16 protein-coding genes are annotated in these 20935 nt (G+C 53.5%); 11 read left to right on the top strand and 5 right to left on the bottom strand.

The features are described from left to right. Positions 1–58: 58 nt before the first annotated feature. A complete protein-coding gene (gene mrcA / locus On2M_RS01595; protein WP_210904200.1) occupies positions 59–2611 on the top strand; it encodes a peptidoglycan glycosyltransferase/peptidoglycan DD-transpeptidase MrcA in 2553 nt (850 codons plus the stop codon). Positions 2612–2698: 87 nt separating this feature from the next. Here the strand turns inward: mrcA and nudE are convergent, their stop codons facing one another. Beyond that, complete coding sequence (gene nudE, locus On2M_RS01590; protein ID WP_016154795.1) at positions 2699–3259, bottom strand: ADP compounds hydrolase NudE; 561 nt, start codon at positions 3257–3259, stop codon at positions 2699–2701. Between the two features lie 322 nt (positions 3260–3581). Here nudE and igaA point away from each other — a divergent pair, with 322 nt between their 5' ends. The 4 genes from igaA (at position 3582) to hslO (ending at position 7763) form a co-directional block, all read left to right on the top strand. Beyond that, entirely contained in the window at positions 3582–5717 is a 2136-nt protein-coding gene (gene igaA / locus On2M_RS01585; protein ID WP_210904198.1) for an intracellular growth attenuator family protein, read from the top strand. A 62-nt stretch (positions 5718–5779) separates the two neighbouring features. Next, positions 5780–6448: a GMP/IMP nucleotidase gene (gene yrfG, locus On2M_RS01580; protein ID WP_151216856.1), complete on the top strand. Its 669-nt coding sequence runs from the start codon at positions 5780–5782 to the stop codon at positions 6446–6448. Between the two features lie 10 nt (positions 6449–6458). Then, positions 6459–6860 carry a ribosome-associated heat shock protein Hsp15 gene (gene hslR, locus On2M_RS01575; protein WP_151216857.1) on the top strand — a complete coding sequence of 134 codons (402 nt, stop codon included), beginning with the start codon at positions 6459–6461 and terminating at the stop codon, positions 6858–6860. Between the two features lie 24 nt (positions 6861–6884). Then, the gene (gene hslO, locus On2M_RS01570) at positions 6885–7763 is read left to right on the top strand and encodes an Hsp33 family molecular chaperone HslO (RefSeq protein ID WP_151216858.1); all 879 of its coding nucleotides are present in this window, start codon (positions 6885–6887) and stop codon (positions 7761–7763) included. Positions 7764–7850: 87 nt separating this feature from the next. Here hslO and On2M_RS01565 read toward each other — a convergent pair whose 3' ends face one another. After that, the gene (locus tag On2M_RS01565) at positions 7851–9569 is read right to left on the bottom strand and encodes a DUF4153 domain-containing protein (protein WP_210904196.1); all 1719 of its coding nucleotides are present in this window, start codon (positions 9567–9569) and stop codon (positions 7851–7853) included. Between the two features lie 378 nt (positions 9570–9947). Between On2M_RS01565 and pckA the strand changes: the two genes are divergently transcribed. Further along, positions 9948–11570, top strand: a complete 1623-nt coding sequence (gene pckA / locus On2M_RS01560; protein WP_151216860.1) for a phosphoenolpyruvate carboxykinase (ATP) — start codon at positions 9948–9950, stop codon at positions 11568–11570. 87 nt (positions 11571–11657) lie between these two features. Here pckA and envZ read toward each other — a convergent pair whose 3' ends face one another. Both envZ and ompR read right to left on the bottom strand, forming a co-directional pair. Continuing rightward, a complete protein-coding gene (envZ, locus tag On2M_RS01555) occupies positions 11658–13010 on the bottom strand; it encodes a two-component system sensor histidine kinase EnvZ (protein ID WP_151216861.1) in 1353 nt (450 codons plus the stop codon). Then, positions 13007–13726, bottom strand: coding sequence for a two-component system response regulator OmpR (ompR, locus tag On2M_RS01550; protein ID WP_151398003.1), 720 nt, complete (start codon positions 13724–13726; stop codon positions 13007–13009). Before ompR ends, envZ begins: the two co-directional genes overlap by 4 nt. Before the next feature lie 225 nt (positions 13727–13951). Between ompR and greB the strand changes: the two genes are divergently transcribed. From greB to feoC, 5 genes are all read left to right on the top strand, one after another. Next, entirely contained in the window at positions 13952–14425 is a 474-nt protein-coding gene (gene greB / locus On2M_RS01545; protein ID WP_003023524.1) for a transcription elongation factor GreB, read from the top strand. A 98-nt stretch (positions 14426–14523) separates the two neighbouring features. After that, the gene (locus On2M_RS01540) at positions 14524–16857 is read left to right on the top strand and encodes a Tex family protein (RefSeq protein WP_151224128.1); all 2334 of its coding nucleotides are present in this window, start codon (positions 14524–14526) and stop codon (positions 16855–16857) included. Between the two features lie 373 nt (positions 16858–17230). Next, positions 17231–17458, top strand: coding sequence for a ferrous iron transporter A (gene feoA, locus On2M_RS01535; protein ID WP_003023519.1), 228 nt, complete (start codon positions 17231–17233; stop codon positions 17456–17458). An 18-nt stretch (positions 17459–17476) separates the two neighbouring features. After that, a complete protein-coding gene (feoB, locus tag On2M_RS01530) occupies positions 17477–19795 on the top strand; it encodes a Fe(2+) transporter permease subunit FeoB (RefSeq protein WP_151216862.1) in 2319 nt (772 codons plus the stop codon). 11 nt (positions 19796–19806) lie between these two features. Next, a complete protein-coding gene (gene feoC / locus On2M_RS01525; RefSeq protein WP_003023516.1) occupies positions 19807–20043 on the top strand; it encodes a [Fe-S]-dependent transcriptional repressor FeoC in 237 nt (78 codons plus the stop codon). Between the two features lie 96 nt (positions 20044–20139). Here feoC and bioH read toward each other — a convergent pair whose 3' ends face one another. Next, a complete protein-coding gene (gene bioH / locus On2M_RS01520) occupies positions 20140–20919 on the bottom strand; it encodes a pimeloyl-ACP methyl ester esterase BioH (protein WP_187253799.1) in 780 nt (259 codons plus the stop codon). Positions 20920–20935 lie beyond the last annotated feature (16 nt).

The following is a 20935-nucleotide window of genomic DNA, read 5'->3' as shown; positions in this document are numbered from 1 at the left end:
TATACTACCGCGCGTTTGTTTATAAACTGCCCAAATGCCACTAAATGGGAAATCTCCAGTGAAGTTCGTAAAGTATTTATTAATCCTTGCAGTATGTTGCATCCTGCTGGGAGCAGGCTCGATTTATGGCCTTTATCGCTATATTGAGCCGCAATTACCTGACGTCGCGACGCTCAAAGACGTGCGTTTACAGATCCCGATGCAGGTTTACAGCGCTGACGGCGAGCTGATCGCGCAATATGGCGAGAAACGTCGAATCCCGGTCACGCTGGATCAGATGCCGTCAGTAATGGTTAAAGCCTTTATCGCCACAGAAGACAGCCGTTTTTATGATCACCATGGGGTAGACCCGGTGGGGATCTTCCGTGCGGCCAGTGTCGCGTTGTTCTCTGGGCACGCGTCGCAAGGGGCGAGCACCATTACCCAACAGTTGGCGAGAAACTTCTTCCTCAGCCCAGAACGTACGCTGATGCGTAAGATCAAAGAGGTGTTCCTGGCGATCCGCATTGAACAACTGCTGAGTAAAGATGAGATCCTCGAGCTGTATCTGAACAAGATTTACCTGGGGTATCGCGCCTATGGCGTGGGTGCTGCCGCGCAGGTCTATTTCGGTAAGACCGTTGATCAGCTTAGCTTAAGTGAAATTGCAGTGATTGCCGGTCTGCCAAAAGCGCCGTCAACCTTCAACCCACTCTATTCGATGGACCGGGCAACCGCGCGACGTAACGTCGTGCTGTCGCGCATGTTGAGCGAAAACTACATCACGCAGGCCCAGTACGACCAGGCGCGTAATGAAGCGATTGACGCCAACTATCACGCGCCGGAAATCGCTTTCTCTGCACCGTATCTGTCTGAGATGGTGCGCCAGGAGATGTATAACCGTTATGGCGAGAAAGCCTATGAAGACGGGTATCGCATTACCACCACCATTACGCGTAAAGTACAGCAGGCAGCTCAGCAGGCAGTACGTAACAACGTGATGGATTATGACATGCGTCACGGCTACCGCGGCCCGTCGAACGTGCTGTGGAAAGTGGGCGAAAGCAGTTGGGACAGTAAAAAAATCACCGATACGCTGAAAGCGTTGCCGACTTATGGACCGCTATTACCGGCGGTTGTTACCAGCGCCAATCCGCAGGAAGCCATTGCCGCGCTAGCGGATGGTACGTCAGTGTCATTACGGATGGACGGCATGCGTTGGGCGCGTCCTTACCGCTCGGATACCCAGCAAGGCCCAACGCCGCGTAAAGTGACCGATGTGGTACAAACCGGGCAGCAAATCTGGGTACGCCAGGTTGGCAATGCCTGGTGGCTGGCGCAAGTGCCGGATGTCAACTCCGCACTGGTCTCCATCAATCCGCAAAACGGCGCGGTGCTGGCACTGGTTGGTGGTTTTGACTTCAACCAAAGCAAGTTTAACCGTGCCACCCAGGCGTTACGCCAGGTAGGTTCTAACATCAAACCTTTCCTGTATACCGCCGCGATGGATAAAGGTCTGACGCTGGCGAGCATGCTCAATGACGTGCCGATCTCCCGCTGGGATGCTGGTGCCGGTTCTGACTGGCAGCCGAAGAACTCACCGCCGCAGTATGCTGGTCCTATCCGCTTACGTCAGGGTCTGGGCCAGTCGAAAAACGTGGTGATGGTACGCGCCATGCGCGCAATGGGCGTGGATTACGCGGCAGAGTATCTGCAACGTTTCGGCTTCCCGGCGCAGAACATTGTGCACACTGAGTCGCTCGCGCTGGGTTCTGCCTCGTTCACGCCGTTACAGGTGGCGCGCGGTTACGCGGTGATGTCTAACGGCGGCTTCCTGGTCGATCCGTATTTCATCAGCAAGATCGAAAGCGATATGGGCGGCGTGATCTTCGAGGCGAAGCCAAAAATTGCCTGCCCGGAATGTGATATTCCAGTGATTTATGGTGACACCCAGAAATCTAACGTTTTGGAAAACAATAACGTAGAAGATGTCGCCGTCTCGCAGGAACAGCAGAATGCCGCCGTGCCAATGCCGCAGCTTGAGCAAGCTAACCAGGCGCTGGTCGCGCAAAGCGGAACGCAGGAGTATGCGCCTCACGTGATCAACACGCCGCTGGCCTTCCTGATTAAAAGCGCGCTGAACACCAATATCTTTGGTGAGCCAGGCTGGATGGGAACCGGTTGGCGTGCAGGTCGCGATCTACAGCGCCATGATATCGGCGGGAAAACCGGGACCACCAACAGCTCTAAAGATGCGTGGTTCTCCGGCTACGGGCCGGGGGTGGTGACATCGGTCTGGATCGGATTTGACGACCATCGCCGCAACCTTGGTCACACAACGGCCTCCGGGGCGATCAAAGACCAAATCTCCGGTTACGAAGGCGGCGCGAAGAGTGCGCAGCCTGCATGGGATGCCTACATGAAATCCGTGCTGGAAGGTGTGCCTGAGCAGCCGCTGACGCCGCCTCCGGGCATCGTGACGGTCAATATCGATCGCAGCACCGGTCAACTGGCAAGCGGTGGTAACAGCCGCGCAGAGTATTTCATTGAAGGCACTCAGCCGACGCAGCAGGCAGTGCATGAGGTGGGGACGACCATTATCGATAATGGTGAGACGCACGAACTGTTCTGATCAAAAAAGGCGCTTAGGCGCCTTTTTTATTATTCACTTACTCGCTGTAGGCCGGAGCAGGCGTTAGCCGAGTTCCGGCAATCGCAATTAAAGCCGCCCCTGCCCTTTCAGCCATTCGCGCACGAGGAACAGCGCACTCACATTACGCGCTTCGTGAAAATCAGGATCTTCCAGCAGATCCATCAAATGCGCCAGCGGCCAGCGCACTTGCGGTAATGGCTCAGGCTCATCGCCCTCCAGTGATTCAGGATATAAGTCCTCTGCCACCACAATGTTCATCTTGCTGGAGAAATAGGACGGCGCCATGCTGAGTTTCTTCAAAAACGTCAGATCTTTTGCGCCAAACCCTACTTCTTCTTTTAGTTCCCGATTTGCCGCTTCATAGACGCTTTCGCCAGGGTCAATTAACCCCTTAGAAAAACCCAGTTCATAAGATTCGGTGCCAACCGCGTATTCACGGATGAGGATCAGGTGATCGTCCACAATCGGCACAATCATTACCGCTTCACGCGTGGAAGGGCGCATACGTTCATAAACGCGGCGGACGCCATTGCTGAACTCAAGGTCCACGCTTTCGACTTTAAACAGCCGGGATTGGGCGACGGTTTCCACTTTTAAAATCGTGGGTTTCTGTAATGATTTGCTCATTGTGAGGATCTTTGCTGTGAAATCTGGGGTTATTGTGCGACATGCCGCAAGGTTTCGGCAATGTGAATTGCCGTTTATTTACATTTATGTAACGTACTAAAAGTTAATCCTTATTTCAAATTAAAAGTCAATAGGTTGAAATAACTCCAGGAATTTGCTGATATTCCATTTTTAGTGATTTTGCTATGATTCGCATTTACTGGGCTGTACTTAAAGATGCTCAAGTTCGACTCCACACTTGCCGATAGCCAACCACAGAATCACGAATATTGAACAGGGTGCGACTGACCACGCCTGACAGACTAAGTAAGATGGGGAAAGCATGAGCACCATTCTGATTTTTTTAGCTGCTTTGCTGGCCTGCTCATTGCTTGCAGGATGGCTACTCAGAACAAAAACCAGGCGGAAAAATTTTCCTTTGAGCAACGTCTTCTCAGACGCCTCAGAACGTAAACTTACGCCAGAAGAGCGCAGTGCAGTCGAAAATTATCTCGAAAGCCTTAGTCAAATTCAGCAGGTACCCGGCCCAACGGGTGCCAGCTCCGCGCCAGTATCGCTAACGCTGAATGCCCAAAGTAATAGCGTCATCGTGCTTACGCACGCGATTACACGTTACGGCATTACCACCGACGATCCTAACAAATGGCGTTACTATCTTGATTCCGTTGAGGTACATCTTCCCCCCTTCTGGGAACAATACATCAATGACGAAAACAGCGTTGAGCTAATCCACACCAATACGATACCGCTGGTTATCTCTCTGAACGGCCATACGCTGCAGGAATATATGCAGGAAGCGCGTGGCTATGCGCTACAGCACACCGCCTCTACCCAAGCGTCCATTCGTGGTGAAGAAAGCGAGCAGATTGAACTGCTGAATATTCGCCAGGAAACTCATGAAGAATATGCGCTCAGTCGTCCGTCTGGACTGCGCGAAGCGTTGTTAATTGCCGCATCATTCCTGTTGTTCTTCTTCTGTTTGATAATCCCGGATACGTTTGTTCCGTGGACGGTCGGTGGAGCCGTGCTGCTGCTGGCTGCGGGTCTGTGGGGACTTTTCGCCCCGCCGTCGAAAACCGCCCTGCGGGAAATTCATTGTCTGCGCGGGACTCCGCGTCGCTGGGGGCTGTTTGGCGAAAACGATCAGGAGCAAATTAATAATATCTCGTTGGGCATTATTGATCTGATTTATCCACGTCACTGGCAGCCTTACATTGCGCAGGATCTCGGCCAGCAAACAGATATCGATATTTATCTCGATCGCCACGTTGTCCGCCAGGGACGCTTTTTATCCCTGCATGACGAAGTCAAAAACTTCCCGTTACAGCACTGGTTACGCAATGCCGTCATCGCAGGCGGCTCGTTGCTGGTACTGCTGATGCTGCTTGTTTGGATCCCGCTGGATATGCCGATAAAGCTTACGCTTTCCTGGATGAAGGGGGCGCAAACTATCGAAGCCACCAGCGTTAAACAACTTGAAAACGCAGGCGTTCGTGTGGGTGACACGCTGCAACTGAGCGGGACGGGTATGTGTAACATTCATACCCAGGGGAGCTGGAATGCTCAGCCTTCCACACCGTTTATGCCTTTCGATTGCACGCAAATTATCTGGAATGACGCGCGCGCATTGCCGCTGCCCGAATCCGAGCTGGTGAATAAAGCCATCGCGCTGACACAGGCCGTGAACCGACAACTGCATCCCAAAGCGGATGATGACTCTCGTGTTAGCGCATCGTTACGCTCTGCAATCCAAAAATCCGGCATGGTGTTACTGGACGACTTTGGCGAGATAGTCCTGAAAACGGCCGATCTTTGCGCGGCCAAAGATGAATGTGTACGATTAAAAAATGCGCTGGTGAACCTGGGTAATAGTAAAGACTGGGCGGCGCTAGTGAAACGGGCGAACGCAGGTAAACTGGATGGCGTGAACGTGCTGCTGCGTCCGGTAAGCGCGGAGTCGTTGGATAATCTGGTGAATACCTCTACGGCACCGTTTATTTCTCGCGAGACAGCGCGAGCGGCCCAGGCGCTGAATAGCCCTGCGCCCGGCGGTTTCCTGATTATCAGCGACGAAGGCAGCGATCTGGTCGATCAACCGTGGCCGACGACTTCGCTATATGACTATCCCCCACAGGAACAGTGGAACGCCTTCCAGCGACTGGCGCAGATGCTGATGCAGACGCCGTTTCGTGCGGAGGGGATCGTCACCAATATTTCGACCGACGCCAATGGAACCCAGCACATTGGCCTTCACCGTATCCCGGACCGTTCAGGATTATGGCGCTACCTTGGCACAACGCTGCTGATGTTCTCGATGCTCGGATGCGCTATCTACAACAGCATACAGGCATTCAGACGCTACCAGCGTCATCGCACCCGCATCGCGGAAATTCAGAGCTACTACGAAAGCTGCCTGAATCCTACGCTGATTGACGACACGGAAAGCCTGATTCGATAACACGCTCGCGCGACAGGATATGCTACTCTGTCGCGCATCATGTTTTCTTCTGGGGAGTTTCCATGCAGATCAATATTGCCTGGCAGGATGTCGACACCGTGTTGTTAGATATGGACGGCACGTTGCTCGACCTGGCATTCGATAACTATTTCTGGCAAAAACTGGTGCCTGAAACCTATGGCGCGAAGCAGGGTATCTCTCCCCAGGAAGCCCAGGCCTATATTCGTCAGCAGTATCACGCCGTGCAGCATACGCTGAACTGGTATTGCCTGGATTACTGGAGCGAATGCCTGGATCTGGATATTTGCGCGATGACAACGGAACAGGGACCACGCGCCGTTTTACGTGAAGATACCGTACCGTTTCTTGATGCCTTAAAAGCCAGCGGCAAGCGTCGTATTTTGCTCACCAACGCGCATCCGCATAACCTGGCGGTGAAGCTGGAGCACACCGGTCTGGCCTCACACCTTGATTTATTACTTTCCACCCACACATTTGGTTATCCCAAAGAGGATCAGCGGTTATGGCACGCTGTGGCTGAAGAAACGGGAATGAGTGCAGAGAAGACGCTGTTTATTGACGACAGCGAACCCATTCTCGATGCCGCTGCTCTGTACGGTATTCGTTACTGCCTCGGCGTAACCAATCCCGATTCTGGCATTGCGGAAAAACAGTATGCACGCCACCCGTCACTGAATGACTACCGCCGACTGATCCCCTCACTGATGTGAAGGAGACGCCATGAAAGAAAAGCCCCCTGTTGAAGTCAGGCTGGATAAATGGCTGTGGGCTGCTCGCTTTTACAAAACGCGTGCGCTAGCCCGCGAAATGGTTGAAGGCGGTAAGGTGCATTACAACGGCCAACGCAGCAAGCCGAGCAAGATTGTCGAGCTGAACGCCACCCTCACCCTGCGCCAGGGAAATGACGAACGAACAGTCATTATCAAGGCTATTACCGAGCAGCGTCGCCCGGCCACGGAAGCCGTTACGCTGTATGAAGAAACCGCGGAAAGCGTGGAAAAACGCGAAAAAGTGGCACTGGCGCGTAAACTTAACGCGTTAACCATGCCGCACCCGGACAGGCGACCGGACAAGAAAGAGCGCCGCGACCTGTTACGATTTAAACATGGCGACAGCGAGTGACTGTCACCTGCAAGAGAGATGATTATGCCGCAACATGACCAATTACATCGTTATCTGTTTGAAAACTTTGCCGTGCGCGGCGAGCTGGTGACCGTTTCGGAAACCCTGCAACAGATCCTCGAAAACCATACTTATCCGCAGCCAGTCAAAAACGTGCTGGCCGAGCTGCTGGTCGCCACCAGCCTGCTTACCGCCACGCTGAAGTTTGCTGGTGATATCACTGTACAGCTGCAGGGCGACGGTCCGCTGAGCCTGGCCGTCATTAACGGCAACAACAACCAACAAATGCGCGGCGTGGCCCGCATGCAGGGCGATATCCCTGAAGACGCAGATCTGAAAACGCTGGTGGGTAATGGCTACCTGGTGATCACCATAACCCCGGAAGAAGGCGAGCGCTATCAGGGCGTGGTCGGTCTGGAAGGTGACACGCTGGCTGCCTGCCTGGAAGACTACTTCATGCGTTCTGAACAGCTGCCAACGCGTCTGTTTATCCGCACTGGCGATGTCGATGGCAAACCCGCGGCTGGCGGAATGCTGCTGCAGGTCATGCCGGCGCAAAACGCACAGACCGATGATTTCGATCACCTGACCGCCCTGACCGAAACCATCAAAACTGAAGAGCTGTTGACACTGCCGGCCAACGAAGTGCTGTGGCGCTTGTACCACGAAGAAGAGGTTACCCTCTACGATCCGCAGGACGTTGAGTTCAAATGCACCTGCTCACGCGAACGCTGCGCTGGCGCACTGAAAACGCTACCGGACGAAGAAGTAGACAGCATTCTGGCGGAAGAAGGCGAGATTGATATGCACTGCGATTACTGCGGTAGCCACTATCTGTTTAACGCCATGGACATTGCTGAGATCCGCAGCAATGCCTCCCCGGCAGACCCGCAGGTACATTAATCTTCTTATCCGGCCTACAGGTAAACGGTTGTAGGCCGGATAAGACGTACGCCTCGCCACCCGGCAAAAAACCTATCCGCAACAAGCTCACTCGTTGTAATAATTCATCGGTAACCGGGTGCCATCAATAGTGATATCCCGCCAGACTCTGGGAGCAGAATCCAGTTGATGATTCGCCACCGCCTTGAGCAATTTATCTTTATTGAACCCTTCTGGTAGCTGAGCGGACGCGATGAGAACCCATTTATCCTCCTTCCTGCCGAAGACCAGTGTTTCGCCATCGCCAAAGGCATACAGCACCTGCTCAGGGTGACCATCCGCATTGAGGTCCTGATCGACCAGGACGCATGCGTCCTGTTCAACGCAGGAAGTAATACGATAGCGTTGTCCTTTGATAAACGTCCAGAAGGTATCATCGGGTTTCTTGCTCCCCGGTGCGATCATGACTTTCGGCGCTAACTGAGTGGTAGTCAGGTTCTGAATAGGATCGCGATCCTCCTGAAGAATGGCGTTTAAGTCACGTTTACGCTTGCTATCCTTATTGAATGCCTCATCTTTTTGTAACGCTTCCAGCGCCGCACGCCCCGGCTTCCCGCTGCGATTCAACATATACAGGCTAACCTGATCTGCTTTGATTTTCCCGCTGTAGTAGCGCTCCATATGGCTGTTGACGCTAATGCGCCAGGCATCAATCACTGGCGACGTGAGCAGAACCAGTAACCCTAATGCCAGTAACGAAACGCCGAGAATGACCTTTCCCTGAATCTCAAGTGGGTTGCGTCCCCGGCGTAAAATGCTCACCAGATAGCCAAACGACCAGACCAACAGTACGCAGACCACCAATACGCCATGCAGACGCTCAGGGGTCCAACCGTACTGCTGAATTCGCACCCACAGTGACCAGCCGGCAATCAGCGTATAGATAGGTGCGACAGCCAGAGCACATTTGATGAGATAGCGTAACGCGCTAGGATAAGGTAGAGCTTCCTTTTGTGGCTCGCGCACCATGGCCATGAGCAGCAGCAGGCTAAACGTCAGCGTTGACATCAGCCCCGCCGCTGAAACCCGCTGCGAAATAGCCTCCAGCCCGGTGAAAGGCAAAGTCAGCATAAACATCAGCGCGAGTAGCGCTATCAGAGGTAGCAAACCCGTGGCGATTAACGTCAGCAGCTTTTGTACCGCCGCAACCAGACGCGACTGCGTACGCGCCAGTACGACCGCCAACGCGGTAATCAGGCCTAATACGATGTAGGCAAACCAGTCGGTATCAAAAAAAAGCGTTTCAAAAAAGGTAATGCCGACGAGTTTAAACATCTCGCTCCACAGCAGGAGCACCATCCAGAACAACCCGTTGGAAATGAACACAATCAGCAGCGTCAACGCGTTAAGCCACAATTGCGTATAAAATTGCGCATAGCGCGTCTGCTGGCGGGACGCGCGAAGCGAGTACTGAATCCACGGCAACGCCAGCATTGCCATCAACAACAAGCGCCAGCCGTAGAGAAAAAAGGTTTCCTGCTGCCGCCACTTATCTCCACCCTCAACTTGCCACTTCAGCCACACGCTCATCGCCAGCACCACCACAAAAATCAACGCCATCCAGTACCACAGCGCACGTTGTTTGAACGAGACAACGGTGAGTAAAAGCGCCGAGGAGAAAGCAATCGTCGCGGGCATGCCACAAAACAACCAGCCGTCGTTATGCGGCGCCAGATAGGTTATCAGCAGGTAGCACAACATTCCCTGTAACAGGCCAATTGATATCATGCCCCAGCGAGTGGTACGTGAAAGTTCAACACTATCCATGTCGTCATCCAGAATGAAGAGAAAAGGTAATTATCGCATCAACTTCACAATTTTGAGCATTGGCAGGTTAATTTCAGACTAAAACGACGGGAAGTGAATCGATATTGTTTATGTATGAGTTACGTTATTTTCTTACGTGAATGCGATTACACTCACAAGATTCCCGCCAAAAACACTCTTCATTAACGTTTTAAGAACATTTTCCACAACAAAAAAGGGTTTCCTGCCATAATATCCGCCTCTTTGTGACAGGAGTCGCAGCGTATTCGGTTACCCGTGATTTTCCCGGATGCGTAAATCTATGAGCCTTGTCGCGGTTAGCAATCCCTAAAAAACCTTACTATTCCAGGTAATACATATTGGCTAAGGAGCAGTGAAATGCGTGTGAACAACAGTTTAACCCCGCAAGATCTCAAGGCTTATGGTATCAATGACGTTCAGGATATCGTTTACAATCCAGACTACGACACGCTTTTCCAGGAGGAACTCGATCCTTCCCTGCAAGGTTATGAGCGTGGCGTGTTAACGAACCTGGGCGCCGTTGCCGTTGATACCGGTATCTTTACCGGACGTTCGCCAAAGGATAAGTACATTGTCCGTGACGACACTACGCGCGACACGCTCTGGTGGTCCGACAAAGGTAAAGGTAAGAACGACAACAAACCGCTCTCCCCGGAAACCTGGCAGCATCTGAAAGGATTAGTCACCCAGCAACTTTCCGGCAAGCGCCTGTTTATCATTGATGCATTCTGCGGCGCTAACGCCGATACCCGTCTTTCCGTACGCTTCATTACCGAAGTGGCCTGGCAGGCGCATTTTGTCAAAAACATGTTCATCCGCCCAAGCGACGAAGAGCTGGTTGATTTCAAACCGGATTTCATCGTGATGAACGGCGCTAAGTGCACCAACCCACAATGGAAAGAGCAGGGTCTGAACTCTGAAAACTTCGTGGCTTTCAACCTGACTGAGCGTATTCAGCTGATTGGCGGCACCTGGTACGGCGGCGAAATGAAGAAAGGGATGTTCTCCGTAATGAACTACCTGCTGCCGCTGCAAGGCATTGCCTCCATGCACTGCTCGGCAAACGTCGGGGAAAAAGGTGATGTGGCGGTCTTCTTTGGCCTGTCCGGCACCGGTAAAACCACACTGTCCACCGACCCGAAACGCCGCCTGATTGGCGATGACGAACACGGCTGGGATGACGACGGCGTGTTTAACTTTGAAGGCGGTTGCTACGCGAAGACCATCAAGCTGTCTAAAGACGCCGAGCCGGAAATTTACAACGCGATCCGTCGTGACGCACTACTGGAAAACGTCACCGTGCGAGAAGATGGTTCCATCGACTTCGACGACGGTTCCAAGACCGAAAACACCCGTGTGTCCTACCCGATTTATCACATCGATAATATCGTTAAGCCGGTCTCAAAAGCGGGTCATGCCACTAAAGTAATCTTTCTGACCGCCGATGCGTTTGGCGTACTGCCACCGGTTTCTCGCCTGACGGCGGACCAAACCCAGTACCACTTCCTGTCTGGCTTCACCGCCAAACTGGCCGGTACCGAACGTGGCGTCACCGAACCCACCCCAACCTTCTCCGCCTGCTTTGGCGCAGCTTTCCTGTCGCTGCACCCAACACAGTACGCAGAAGTACTGGTAAAACGCATGCAAGCGGCAGGTGCGCAGGCATATCTGGTTAACACTGGCTGGAACGGTACTGGTAAGCGTATCTCTATCAAAGATACTCGCGCGATTATCGATGCCATTCTGAACGGCTCGCTGGATGATGCGGAAACGTTCCGTCTGCCGATGTTTGACCTCGCTATCCCGACCGAGCTGCCTGGCGTGGATACGCGCATTCTCGATCCGCGTAATACCTACGCGTCTCCGGAACAATGGCAAGAAAAAGCCAACGCGCTGGCGAAACTGTTTATCGAAAACTTCGAGAAATACACCGACACCCCTGCGGGTGAAGCACTGGTTAGCGCCGGACCGAAGCTGTAACAAGAAGCTGTAACAAAAAGTGTCGGATGGTGGTTGCCACATATCCGGCCTACCGCAACAAAAAGGGAGGCATTTCGCCTCCCTTTCTTATACGTCTTTCGAGATACCCTGCGCGCGAGTGAAAGGAACCGGAAGCCAGGCGCGAATTGACAACCCGCCCCGTTCACTGGTGCCAATCTCCAGCATGCCATTATGGTTATCGACAATACGTTGCACAATCGCCAGACCCAGCCCCGTGCCGCTGGTACTACGCGCACTGTCGCCACGGACAAATGGCTGGAACAGATGTTTACGCTGCTCCGGCTTGATGCCCGGGCCATCATCTTCCACCTGGAACCAGGCGCGATGCGTCTCCGTACCGCTACTGACCTTAATCCAGCCGTTGCCGTAGCGGGCGGCGTTAACCACCATATTAGCAACCGCACGCTTGATCGACAGCGGGTGCATTTTCACCTGAATGCTGCCCGGCTGCAGCGCCGTTTCGATTTCACGTTCATAACCGCTTTCCGCCGCGACCACTTCGCCTAACACCGAGTTCAGATCCGCCATCTCCATCGGCATCTCCTGACCGGTGCGCAGGTAATCGATAAACTGCTCGATAATGGCGTTACACTCTTCAATGTCCTTATTGATGGACTCCGCGAGATAACCGTCCTCTTCGCCCATCATCTCCGTCGCCAGACGAATACGCGTCAGCGGAGTACGTAAATCGTGGCTCACACCCGCCATTAACAGCGTACGGTCATCGGCCAGTTGCTTCACACCTGCGGCCATATGGTTAAAGGCTCGGGTTACGGAGCGCACCTCTGAGGCGCCATACTCGCGCAACGGCGGTGGAATGATACCTTTCCCCACTTGCAGTGCCGCATGTTCAAGATCCACCAACGGTCGGTTCTGAATACGAATGAACAGCCACGCCCCGCCAATAGCCAGCAGCATAATCGCCAGCGTATAGCGGAATAGCGGTGAGAAATCACCCTGATGGATTTCCGTAAGCGGTACGCGAACCCAGATATTGGGCGACAGCCAGGTTTTCAGCCACACGACAGGCGAGCTTTTGTTTACTTCAACGCGCACTTCCGTCGGGCCACCCAATTGCTGCGCCATCTGATGGCTTAAGAATTCATAGTGTTGCGCCCAACGCAGCCCGGCTTCTTCAGCGGCCTCGTTGGAATAGAGGGAAATACCCAGCTCACGATAAATTTCCCGGCGGAATGCGGGCGGCACCACCAGTTGCGTACCGTCCTCCAGCTGTAGTTTATCGGTCATCAGCATACGAACTTCGTAGGCCAGGACCTTATTAAACTGCTGAAGGCTCGGCAGAATCGCGAAGTTCAGCACTACCAGGTAGGTCGTCACCAGGCTGGCAAACAGCAAGGTGACGATAAGCAATAACGTGCGGGCAAATGAACTTCGTGGCGAGAAGCGCATTCGCCTCATGCTTTAGAACCGTCCGGAACAAAGACGTAGCCCAGACCCCATACGGTCTGAATATAGCGCGGATGCGCCGGATCTTCTTCCACCATTCGACGCAGACGAGAAATCTGGACGTCGATGGAACGCTCCATCGCCGAGTATTCACGACCTCGGGCCAGGTTCATTAACTTGTCGCGGGACAGCGGCTCACGCGGATGGCTGACCAGTGCTTTCAGCACCGCAAACTCACCGCTGGTGAGCGGCATAGGCTCATCTTCACGGAACATTTCACGCGTACCGAGGTTCAGTTTGAACTTACCAAACGCAATAACCGCTTCTTCCTGGGAAGGCGCTCCCGGCAGTTCGTTCGCCTGACGACGCAGTACAGCGCGAATACGCGCCAGCAGTTCACGCGGGTTAAACGGTTTCGGAATGTAATCGTCAGCGCCGATTTCCAGTCCTACAATACGGTCCACTTCTTCGCCCTTCGCCGTAACCATAATGATCGGCATCGGGTTGCTTTGGCTGCGCAGGCGACGGCAAATAGACAGGCCATCTTCTCCCGGCAGCATTAAATCCAGCACCATCAGGTGGAAAGACTCACGGGTCAGCAGACGATCCATCTGCTCAGCGTTTGCGACGCTTCGAACCCGGAAGCCCTGCTCGGTCAGATAACGCTCCAGAAGCGCACGTAAGCGCATGTCGTCATCGACCACCAGAATCTTATAGTTCTCTTGCATTGTTATTACTCCCAAAGGTTCGCAACAATTAAGTGTATATTCTTAAGAAAGCTCACGTGAGTCACCAGCGAATTCTGGTATTAATTGCAGGCTAAATTGTTACAAAGCATATTAAACAGCAGCTTAAGTATACAATGTTTCTCGCAATACATTATTTATTCTGTTGATATGCTCACGTAATACTAATTGTGCGCATCATCACAGAGTCGAAGGTAAAACAATAAGATGAAAACGCCCCTGATAACCCGTGAAGGGTATGAAAAACTCAAACAAGAGCTGAATTATCTCTGGCGTGAAGAGCGCCCGGAAGTCACCAAAAAGGTTACCTGGGCTGCAAGTCTGGGTGACCGCAGCGAAAATGCCGACTACCAGTATAATAAAAAGCGCCTGCGTGAGATCGATCGCCGCGTCCGATATTTGACGAAGTGCATGGAGAATCTGAAAATCGTCGATTACTCCCCACAGCAGGAGGGTAAAGTCTTCTTTGGCGCATGGGTTGAGATTGAAAATGACGATGGCGACATCCGCAAATTCCGCATTGTCGGTTACGACGAGATCTTCGGCCGGAAAGATTACATCTCTATCGACTCGCCAATGGCGCGGGCGCTGCTTAAAAAAGAGGTCGGCGATCTTGCTGTGGTAAACACTCCAGGCGGAGAAGCCAGCTGGTACGTGAACGAGATTGAATACGTTAAGTGAGACCGGAACAATCCGAAGCCCCGGTAGATGACTGGCATTTTTGCCAGTCAATCCGTATAACTATCCCCTGATTTTTTATCCTATAGACGAAGCTATCCATGATGAATGATTCTTTCTGCCGCATTATCGCAGGTGAAATTCAGGCTCGTGCTGAACAGGTAGAAGCTGCCGTTCGCCTGCTTGACGAAGGGAACACCGTGCCGTTTATCGCACGTTATCGTAAGGAAATCACCGGCGGTCTGGATGATACGCAACTGCGTAATCTGGAAACCCGTCTGGGATATCTGCGTGAACTGGAAGACCGCCGTCAGGCAATCCTGAAATCTATCGGCGAGCAAGGCAAACTGACCGACGATCTGGCGAAAGCGATCAACGGCACGTTAAGTAAGACCGAACTCGAAGATCTCTATCTGCCGTACAAACCTAAGCGTCGCACCCGTGGGCAAATCGCCATTGAAGCAGGCCTTGAGCCGCTGGCTGACCTGCTGTGGAACGAACCGTCCCACGACCCGGAAACCGAAGCCGCAAAGTATCTCAACGCCGAAAACGGCGTGGCGGATACCAAAGCCGCCCTCGACGGCGCACGCTATATTCTGATGGAACGCTTTGCTGAGGACGCTGCACTGCTGGCGAAAGTACGTGATTACTTGTGGAAAAACGCCCATCTGGTCTCCACTGTGGTAAGCGGAAAAGAAGAGGAAGGCGCGAAGTTCCGCGACTACTTCGATCATCACGAACCGATCTCTACCGTGCCATCCCACCGTGCGCTGGCCATGTTCCGTGGCCGTAACGAAGGTGTGCTACAGCTTTCGCTGAATGCCGATCCGCAATTCGATGAGCCGCCAAAAGAAAGCCACGGCGAACAGATTATCCAGGACCACCTGGGATTACGCCTGAACAACGCACCTGCCGACAGCTGGCGTAAAGGCGTGGTCAGTTGGACCTGGCGTATTAAGGTGCTGATGCACCTCGAAACCGAGCTGATGGGCACCGTGCGTGAGCGCGCCGAAGACGAAGCTATTAACGTCTTCGCCCGTAATCTGCACGATCTGCTGATGGCCGCGCCTGCGGGTCTGCGTGCCACCATGGGACTCGATCCCGGCCTGCGTACCGGTGTGAAGGTGGCAGTTGTTGACGGCACCGGCAAGCTGGTCGCGACCGACACCATTTATCCACACACCGGTCAGGCCGCCAAAGCTGCCGTTGCGGTGGCGACGCTGTGCGAAAAATACCACGTTGAGCTGGTAGCGATTGGTAACGGCACGGCGTCACGCGAAACCGAGCGTTTCTTCCTCGACATGCAGAAACAGTTCCCGAAAGTCACCGCGCAGAAAGTGATCGTCAGCGAAGCCGGGGCATCGGTTTACTCAGCTTCCGAGCTGGCGGCGCAGGAGTTCCCGGATCTCGACGTTTCATTGCGTGGCGCGGTGTCCATCGCCCGTCGTCTGCAGGATCCACTTGCAGAGTTGGTGAAAATCGATCCTAAATCGATCGGCGTGGGCCAATATCAGCACGACGTTAGCCAGACGCAGCTGGCACGTAAGCTGGATGCGGTGGTGGAAGACTGCGTGAACGCCGTCGGCGTCGATCTCAATACCGCCTCCGTACCGTTGTTAACCCGCGTTGCCGGTCTGACGCGCATGATGGCGCAAAACATCGTCGCCTGGCGCGATGAGAACGGTCAGTTCCAGAACCGTCAGCAGTTGCTGAAAGTCAGCCGTCTGGGGCCTAAAGCCTTTGAACAATGCGCGGGCTTCCTGCGTATCAATCATGGCGATAACCCACTGGATGCCTCCACCGTTCACCCGGAAGCCTACCCGATTGTGGAACGCATTCTGGCCGCCACCGAGCAATCGTTGCGTGACCTGATGGGTAATAGCAACGAACTGCGCAATCTGAAAGCTGCCGATTTTACCGATGAACGTTTCGGGGTGCCGACCGTCACCGACATCATTAAAGAGCTGGAAAAACCGGGCCGCGACCCGCGTCCTGAATTTAAAACCGCACAGTTTGCTGATGGCGTAGAAACCATGAATGACCTGCTGCCGGGGATGATTCTGGAAGGGGCAGTCACCAACGTCACCAACTTCGGCGCGTTTGTTGATATTGGTGTTCATCAGGACGGTCTGGTGCATATCTCTTCATTGTCGAATAAGTTCGTCGACGATCCGCACACCGTGGTGAAAGCGGGCGATATTGTGAAGGTGAAAGTGCTGGAAGTTGACCTGCAACGCAAGCGTATCGCGCTGACCATGCGTTTGGACGAGCAACCGGGTGAAACCAATGCGCGTCGCGGCGGTGGGAACAACGATCGCGCTCAGGCTAATCGCTCGGCCCCCAAAGCCGCGAAACCTCGCGGTCGTGACGCACAGCCTGCGGGCAACAGCGCCATGATGGATGCGCTGGCGGCGGCAATGGGTAAAAAACGCTAAGTTTGGATCGTGTGCCGGATGGCGGTGTAAACCTCTGTCCGGCATATTTAATATATTATTTTCTCTTCCCTCCTTATATTTATCATTTCGTTAACAAATAAAACCTTAATTACACATTAAGAAAGTCAATAATGACACTGCAGAAACATTCATTCCAAAGCGGAATAAATGTTGAGAAATATCAAAATTGGCTCAAATTATTGTTCAATTCTACATTCCGTCACATTTATTCTATTGATGATAGAAACCATTCTCATTATCATTGTTCTGTTGATTATTTACTCTTTCCTTACGTTGGCTAATCATCTGGTCTCATGCCGCCCTGTCGCCCCATGAGGTAATCATCCAGTTAGCGAGATATAAGTAGGTCCCTATGCAATTCACTCCTGACAGTGCGTGGAAAATTACCGGTTTTGCCCGTGAAATCAGCCCGGCTTATCGTCAGAAACTGTTGTCACTTGGCATGCTGCCCGGCTCCTCCTTCAACGTGGTACGCGTCGCCCCGCTCGGCGATCCTATCCATATCGAAACGCGTCGTGTAAGTCTGGTATTGCGTAAGAAAGATCTGGCGTTATTAGAAGTGGAAGCGGTTTCCTGTTAATACAGTGAGTCTATAAAAATGAAAAAACTAACCATTGGTTTAATTGGTAATCCTAATTCCGGCAAGACAACCTTATTCAACCAGCTCACCGGCGCGCGCCAGCGTGTAGGTAACTGGGCTGGCGTTACCGTTGAGCGTAAAGAAGGTCATTTCGCCACAACGGACCATCAGGTCACGCTGGTGGATTTACCCGGCACCTATTCTCTGACGACAATCTCATCTCAGACTTCTCTCGATGAGCAGATTGCCTGTCACTATATTTTGAGCGGCGACGCAGATCTGTTGATCAACGTGGTCGATGCGTCAAACCTTGAACGCAATCTCTACCTGACGTTGCAACTGCTTGAGCTGGGCATCCCCTGCATCGTCGCGTTGAATATGCTGGATATCGCTGAAAAGCAGCAAATCCGTATCGATATAGACGCCCTCTCAGCGCGTCTTGGCTGCCCGGTGGTTCCGCTGGTTTCCACCCGCGCCCGCGGCATAGAAGCGCTGAAGCTGGCGATCGACCGCTACAAAGAAAACGACACCGTCGAGCTGGTCCATTATGCCCAGCCGCTGCTGCAGGAAGCGGACTCTCTCGCCGACGCGATGGCCAAAGATATGCCGCTACAACAGCGCCGCTGGCTGGGCCTGCAGATGCTGGAAGGCGATATCTACAGCCGCGCCTACGCGGGTGATGCCGCGCAAAATCTCGATGCCTCCATCGCACGCTTGAGCGAAACAATGGACGATCCGGCGCTGCATATCGCCGATGCGCGCTATCAGTGCATTGCCGCTATCTGCGATACCGTAAGCAATACCTTGACGGCAGAGCCAAGCCGATTCACCACCGCAGTAGATAAAATCGTTCTCAACCGCTTCCTCGGGCTGCCGATTTTCCTGTTCGTGATGTACCTGATGTTCCTGCTCGCCATTAACATTGGCGGCGCGCTGCAACCTTTGTTTGACGTCGGCTCCGTAGCGCTCTTTATCCATGGTATTCAGTGGATTGGCTACACGCTGCACTTCCCGGACTGGCTCACTATCTTCCTGGCCCAGGGGCTTGGCGGCGGGATTAACACTGTGCTGCCGCTGGTACCGCAAATCGGCATGATGTACCTGTTCCTCTCCTTCCTTGAAGACTCCGGTTACATGGCGCGCGCCGCGTTTGTGATGGACCGTCTGATGCAGGCGCTGGGACTGCCGGGCAAGTCCTTCGTCCCGCTGATCGTCGGCTTTGGCTGTAACGTACCGTCAGTGATGGGCGCACGTACGCTGGACGCCCCGCGTGAGCGTCTGATGACCATCATGATGGCGCCGTTTATGTCCTGCGGCGCACGTCTGGCGATTTTCGCCGTCTTTGCCGCGGCGTTCTTTGGTCAGAACGGCGCACTGGCGGTCTTCTCGCTGTACGTACTGGGTATCGTGATGGCGGTGTTGACGGGCCTGATGCTCAAACACACCATTATGCGTGGTGAAGCAACGCCGTTCGTGATGGAGCTGCCGGTATACCACGTGCCGCACATCAAGAGTCTGATCATTCAGACCTGGCAACGCCTGAAAGGCTTCGTTCTGCGTGCGGGTAAAGTCATCATCATCGTCAGCATTTTCCTCAGCGCGTTTAACAGTTTCTCACTGAGCGGGAAAATCGTCGATAACATCAACGACTCTGCTCTGGCCTCCGTTAGCCGTGTTATTACTCCCGTGTTTAAACCGATTGGCGTTCACGAAGATAACTGGCAGGCAACCGTAGGTTTGTTCACCGGCGCGATGGCAAAAGAAGTGGTCGTTGGTACGCTGAACACGCTCTATACCGCAGAAAACATTCAGGAAGAAGAGTTCAATCCGGCAGATTTCCACCTCGGTGACGAGCTGCTCGGCGCAGTGGATGAAACCTGGCAAAGCCTGAAAGACACCTTCAGCCTGAGCGTACTGGCTAACCCTATCGAAGCCAGCAAGGGCGACGGTGAAATGGCTACCGGCGCAATGGGCGTGATGGGCGAGAAATTTGGCAGCGCCGCCGCCGCGTACAGCTACCTGATCTTTGTTTTGCTGTATGTGCCGTGCATTTCAGTGATGGGCGCTATCGCACGTGAATCCAGCCGTGGCTGGATGGGCTTCTCGATTCTGTGGGGCCTGAATATCGCCTACTCTCTGTCGACGCTGTTTTATCAGACGGTCAGCTACAAAGAGCACCCGACCTACAGCCTGGTGTGCATTTTAGCGGTCATCCTGTTTAACATCGTGTTACTGGGCCTGCTGCGTCGAGCTCGTAGCCGCGTAGACCTCGCCCTGCTGGCAACCAACAGAACGGCGAGTTCCTGCTGTTCCAGCACAACTGGCGATTGCCACTAAGGTTATCGACAATGGCATCACTAATTCAGGTTCGTGATTTATTGGCTTTGCGGGGGCGCATGGAGGCAACACAAATTAGCCACACGCTACATACCCCACAGCCTATGATTGACGCCATGCTGAATCAGTTAGAAAAAATGGGCAAAGCGGTGCGGATTCAGGAGGATGCCGACGGGTGTCTTTCCGGAAGCTGCAAAAGTTGCCCGGAAGGTAAAGCCTGCCTGCGCGAATGGTGGGCCTTGCGTTAATTTGCCGCTCCTGCCGGATGGCGCTACGCTAATCCGGCCTACAAATAACTGCAAATGTTCAGGCCGGATAACTCGTTTATGCAGATATCCGTTACTTTAGAAACAATTCAGTTTCTGTTTTAACGCCACCAGCGCTGCGCAAAACTCGGCAGGATGCGAGATAAACGGTGCATGCGCCGCTTTGGCAAACACCAACGACTCGCTCTGTGGCCACAGGGCATCGAGCATCGGGACGACTTTGCGCGGAACCAGTCCATCGAGATAGCCGTACAACCGCAGGAAAGGCATTTCCACCGAGCACAATGGCTCACGCAAATCGACCGTTTTCAGGATCTCCAGCCCGCCATTAAGTACCTCAACATCCGGCATGGGTAAAGCCAGTACCGTTTTCTTCAGCGCTCGCGCATCCTGACGGGCGGTTTCCGTGCCCATCGTTTGCAACGCCAAAAAACGCTCCACCGTACGCTGGAAATCTTCACTCAGTTGCTGCTGGAAACCGGCCAGCACTTCTGGCTTGATGCCCGGCCACTCCTCACGCGCGCTAAAGCAAGGGGATGACGCCACGGTCACCAACGCCTGAACACGCTCAGAATGAGTTAACGCCACCTGGCTTGCAACCAACCCCCCCAGACTCCAGCCGAGCCAGATAGCGTTCTCCGGCGCCTGTTTTAATACCCGCCCAGCCATCTCTTCCAGCGACATCGCGCCGAAACCCTGGCTGCGGCCAAATCCCGGTAAGTCGACAAGATGCAGCGTGAAATGCGAGCTCAGTTCCTCGCTTATGCAATGCCACACTTGCGCATTCAGTCCCCATCCGTGCAGCAGCACAAGATGGCAATTTCCCGAACCCTGGGTCTGCCACCAGATGTCATTCATCAGTTATTGTTCTCTT

It is taken from the genome of Citrobacter sp. On2M (assembly GCF_018035235.1).
Taxonomy (GTDB): domain Bacteria; phylum Pseudomonadota; class Gammaproteobacteria; order Enterobacterales; family Enterobacteriaceae; genus Citrobacter; species Citrobacter meridianamericanus.
This window is presented reverse-complemented; position numbering and strand designations above follow the sequence as displayed.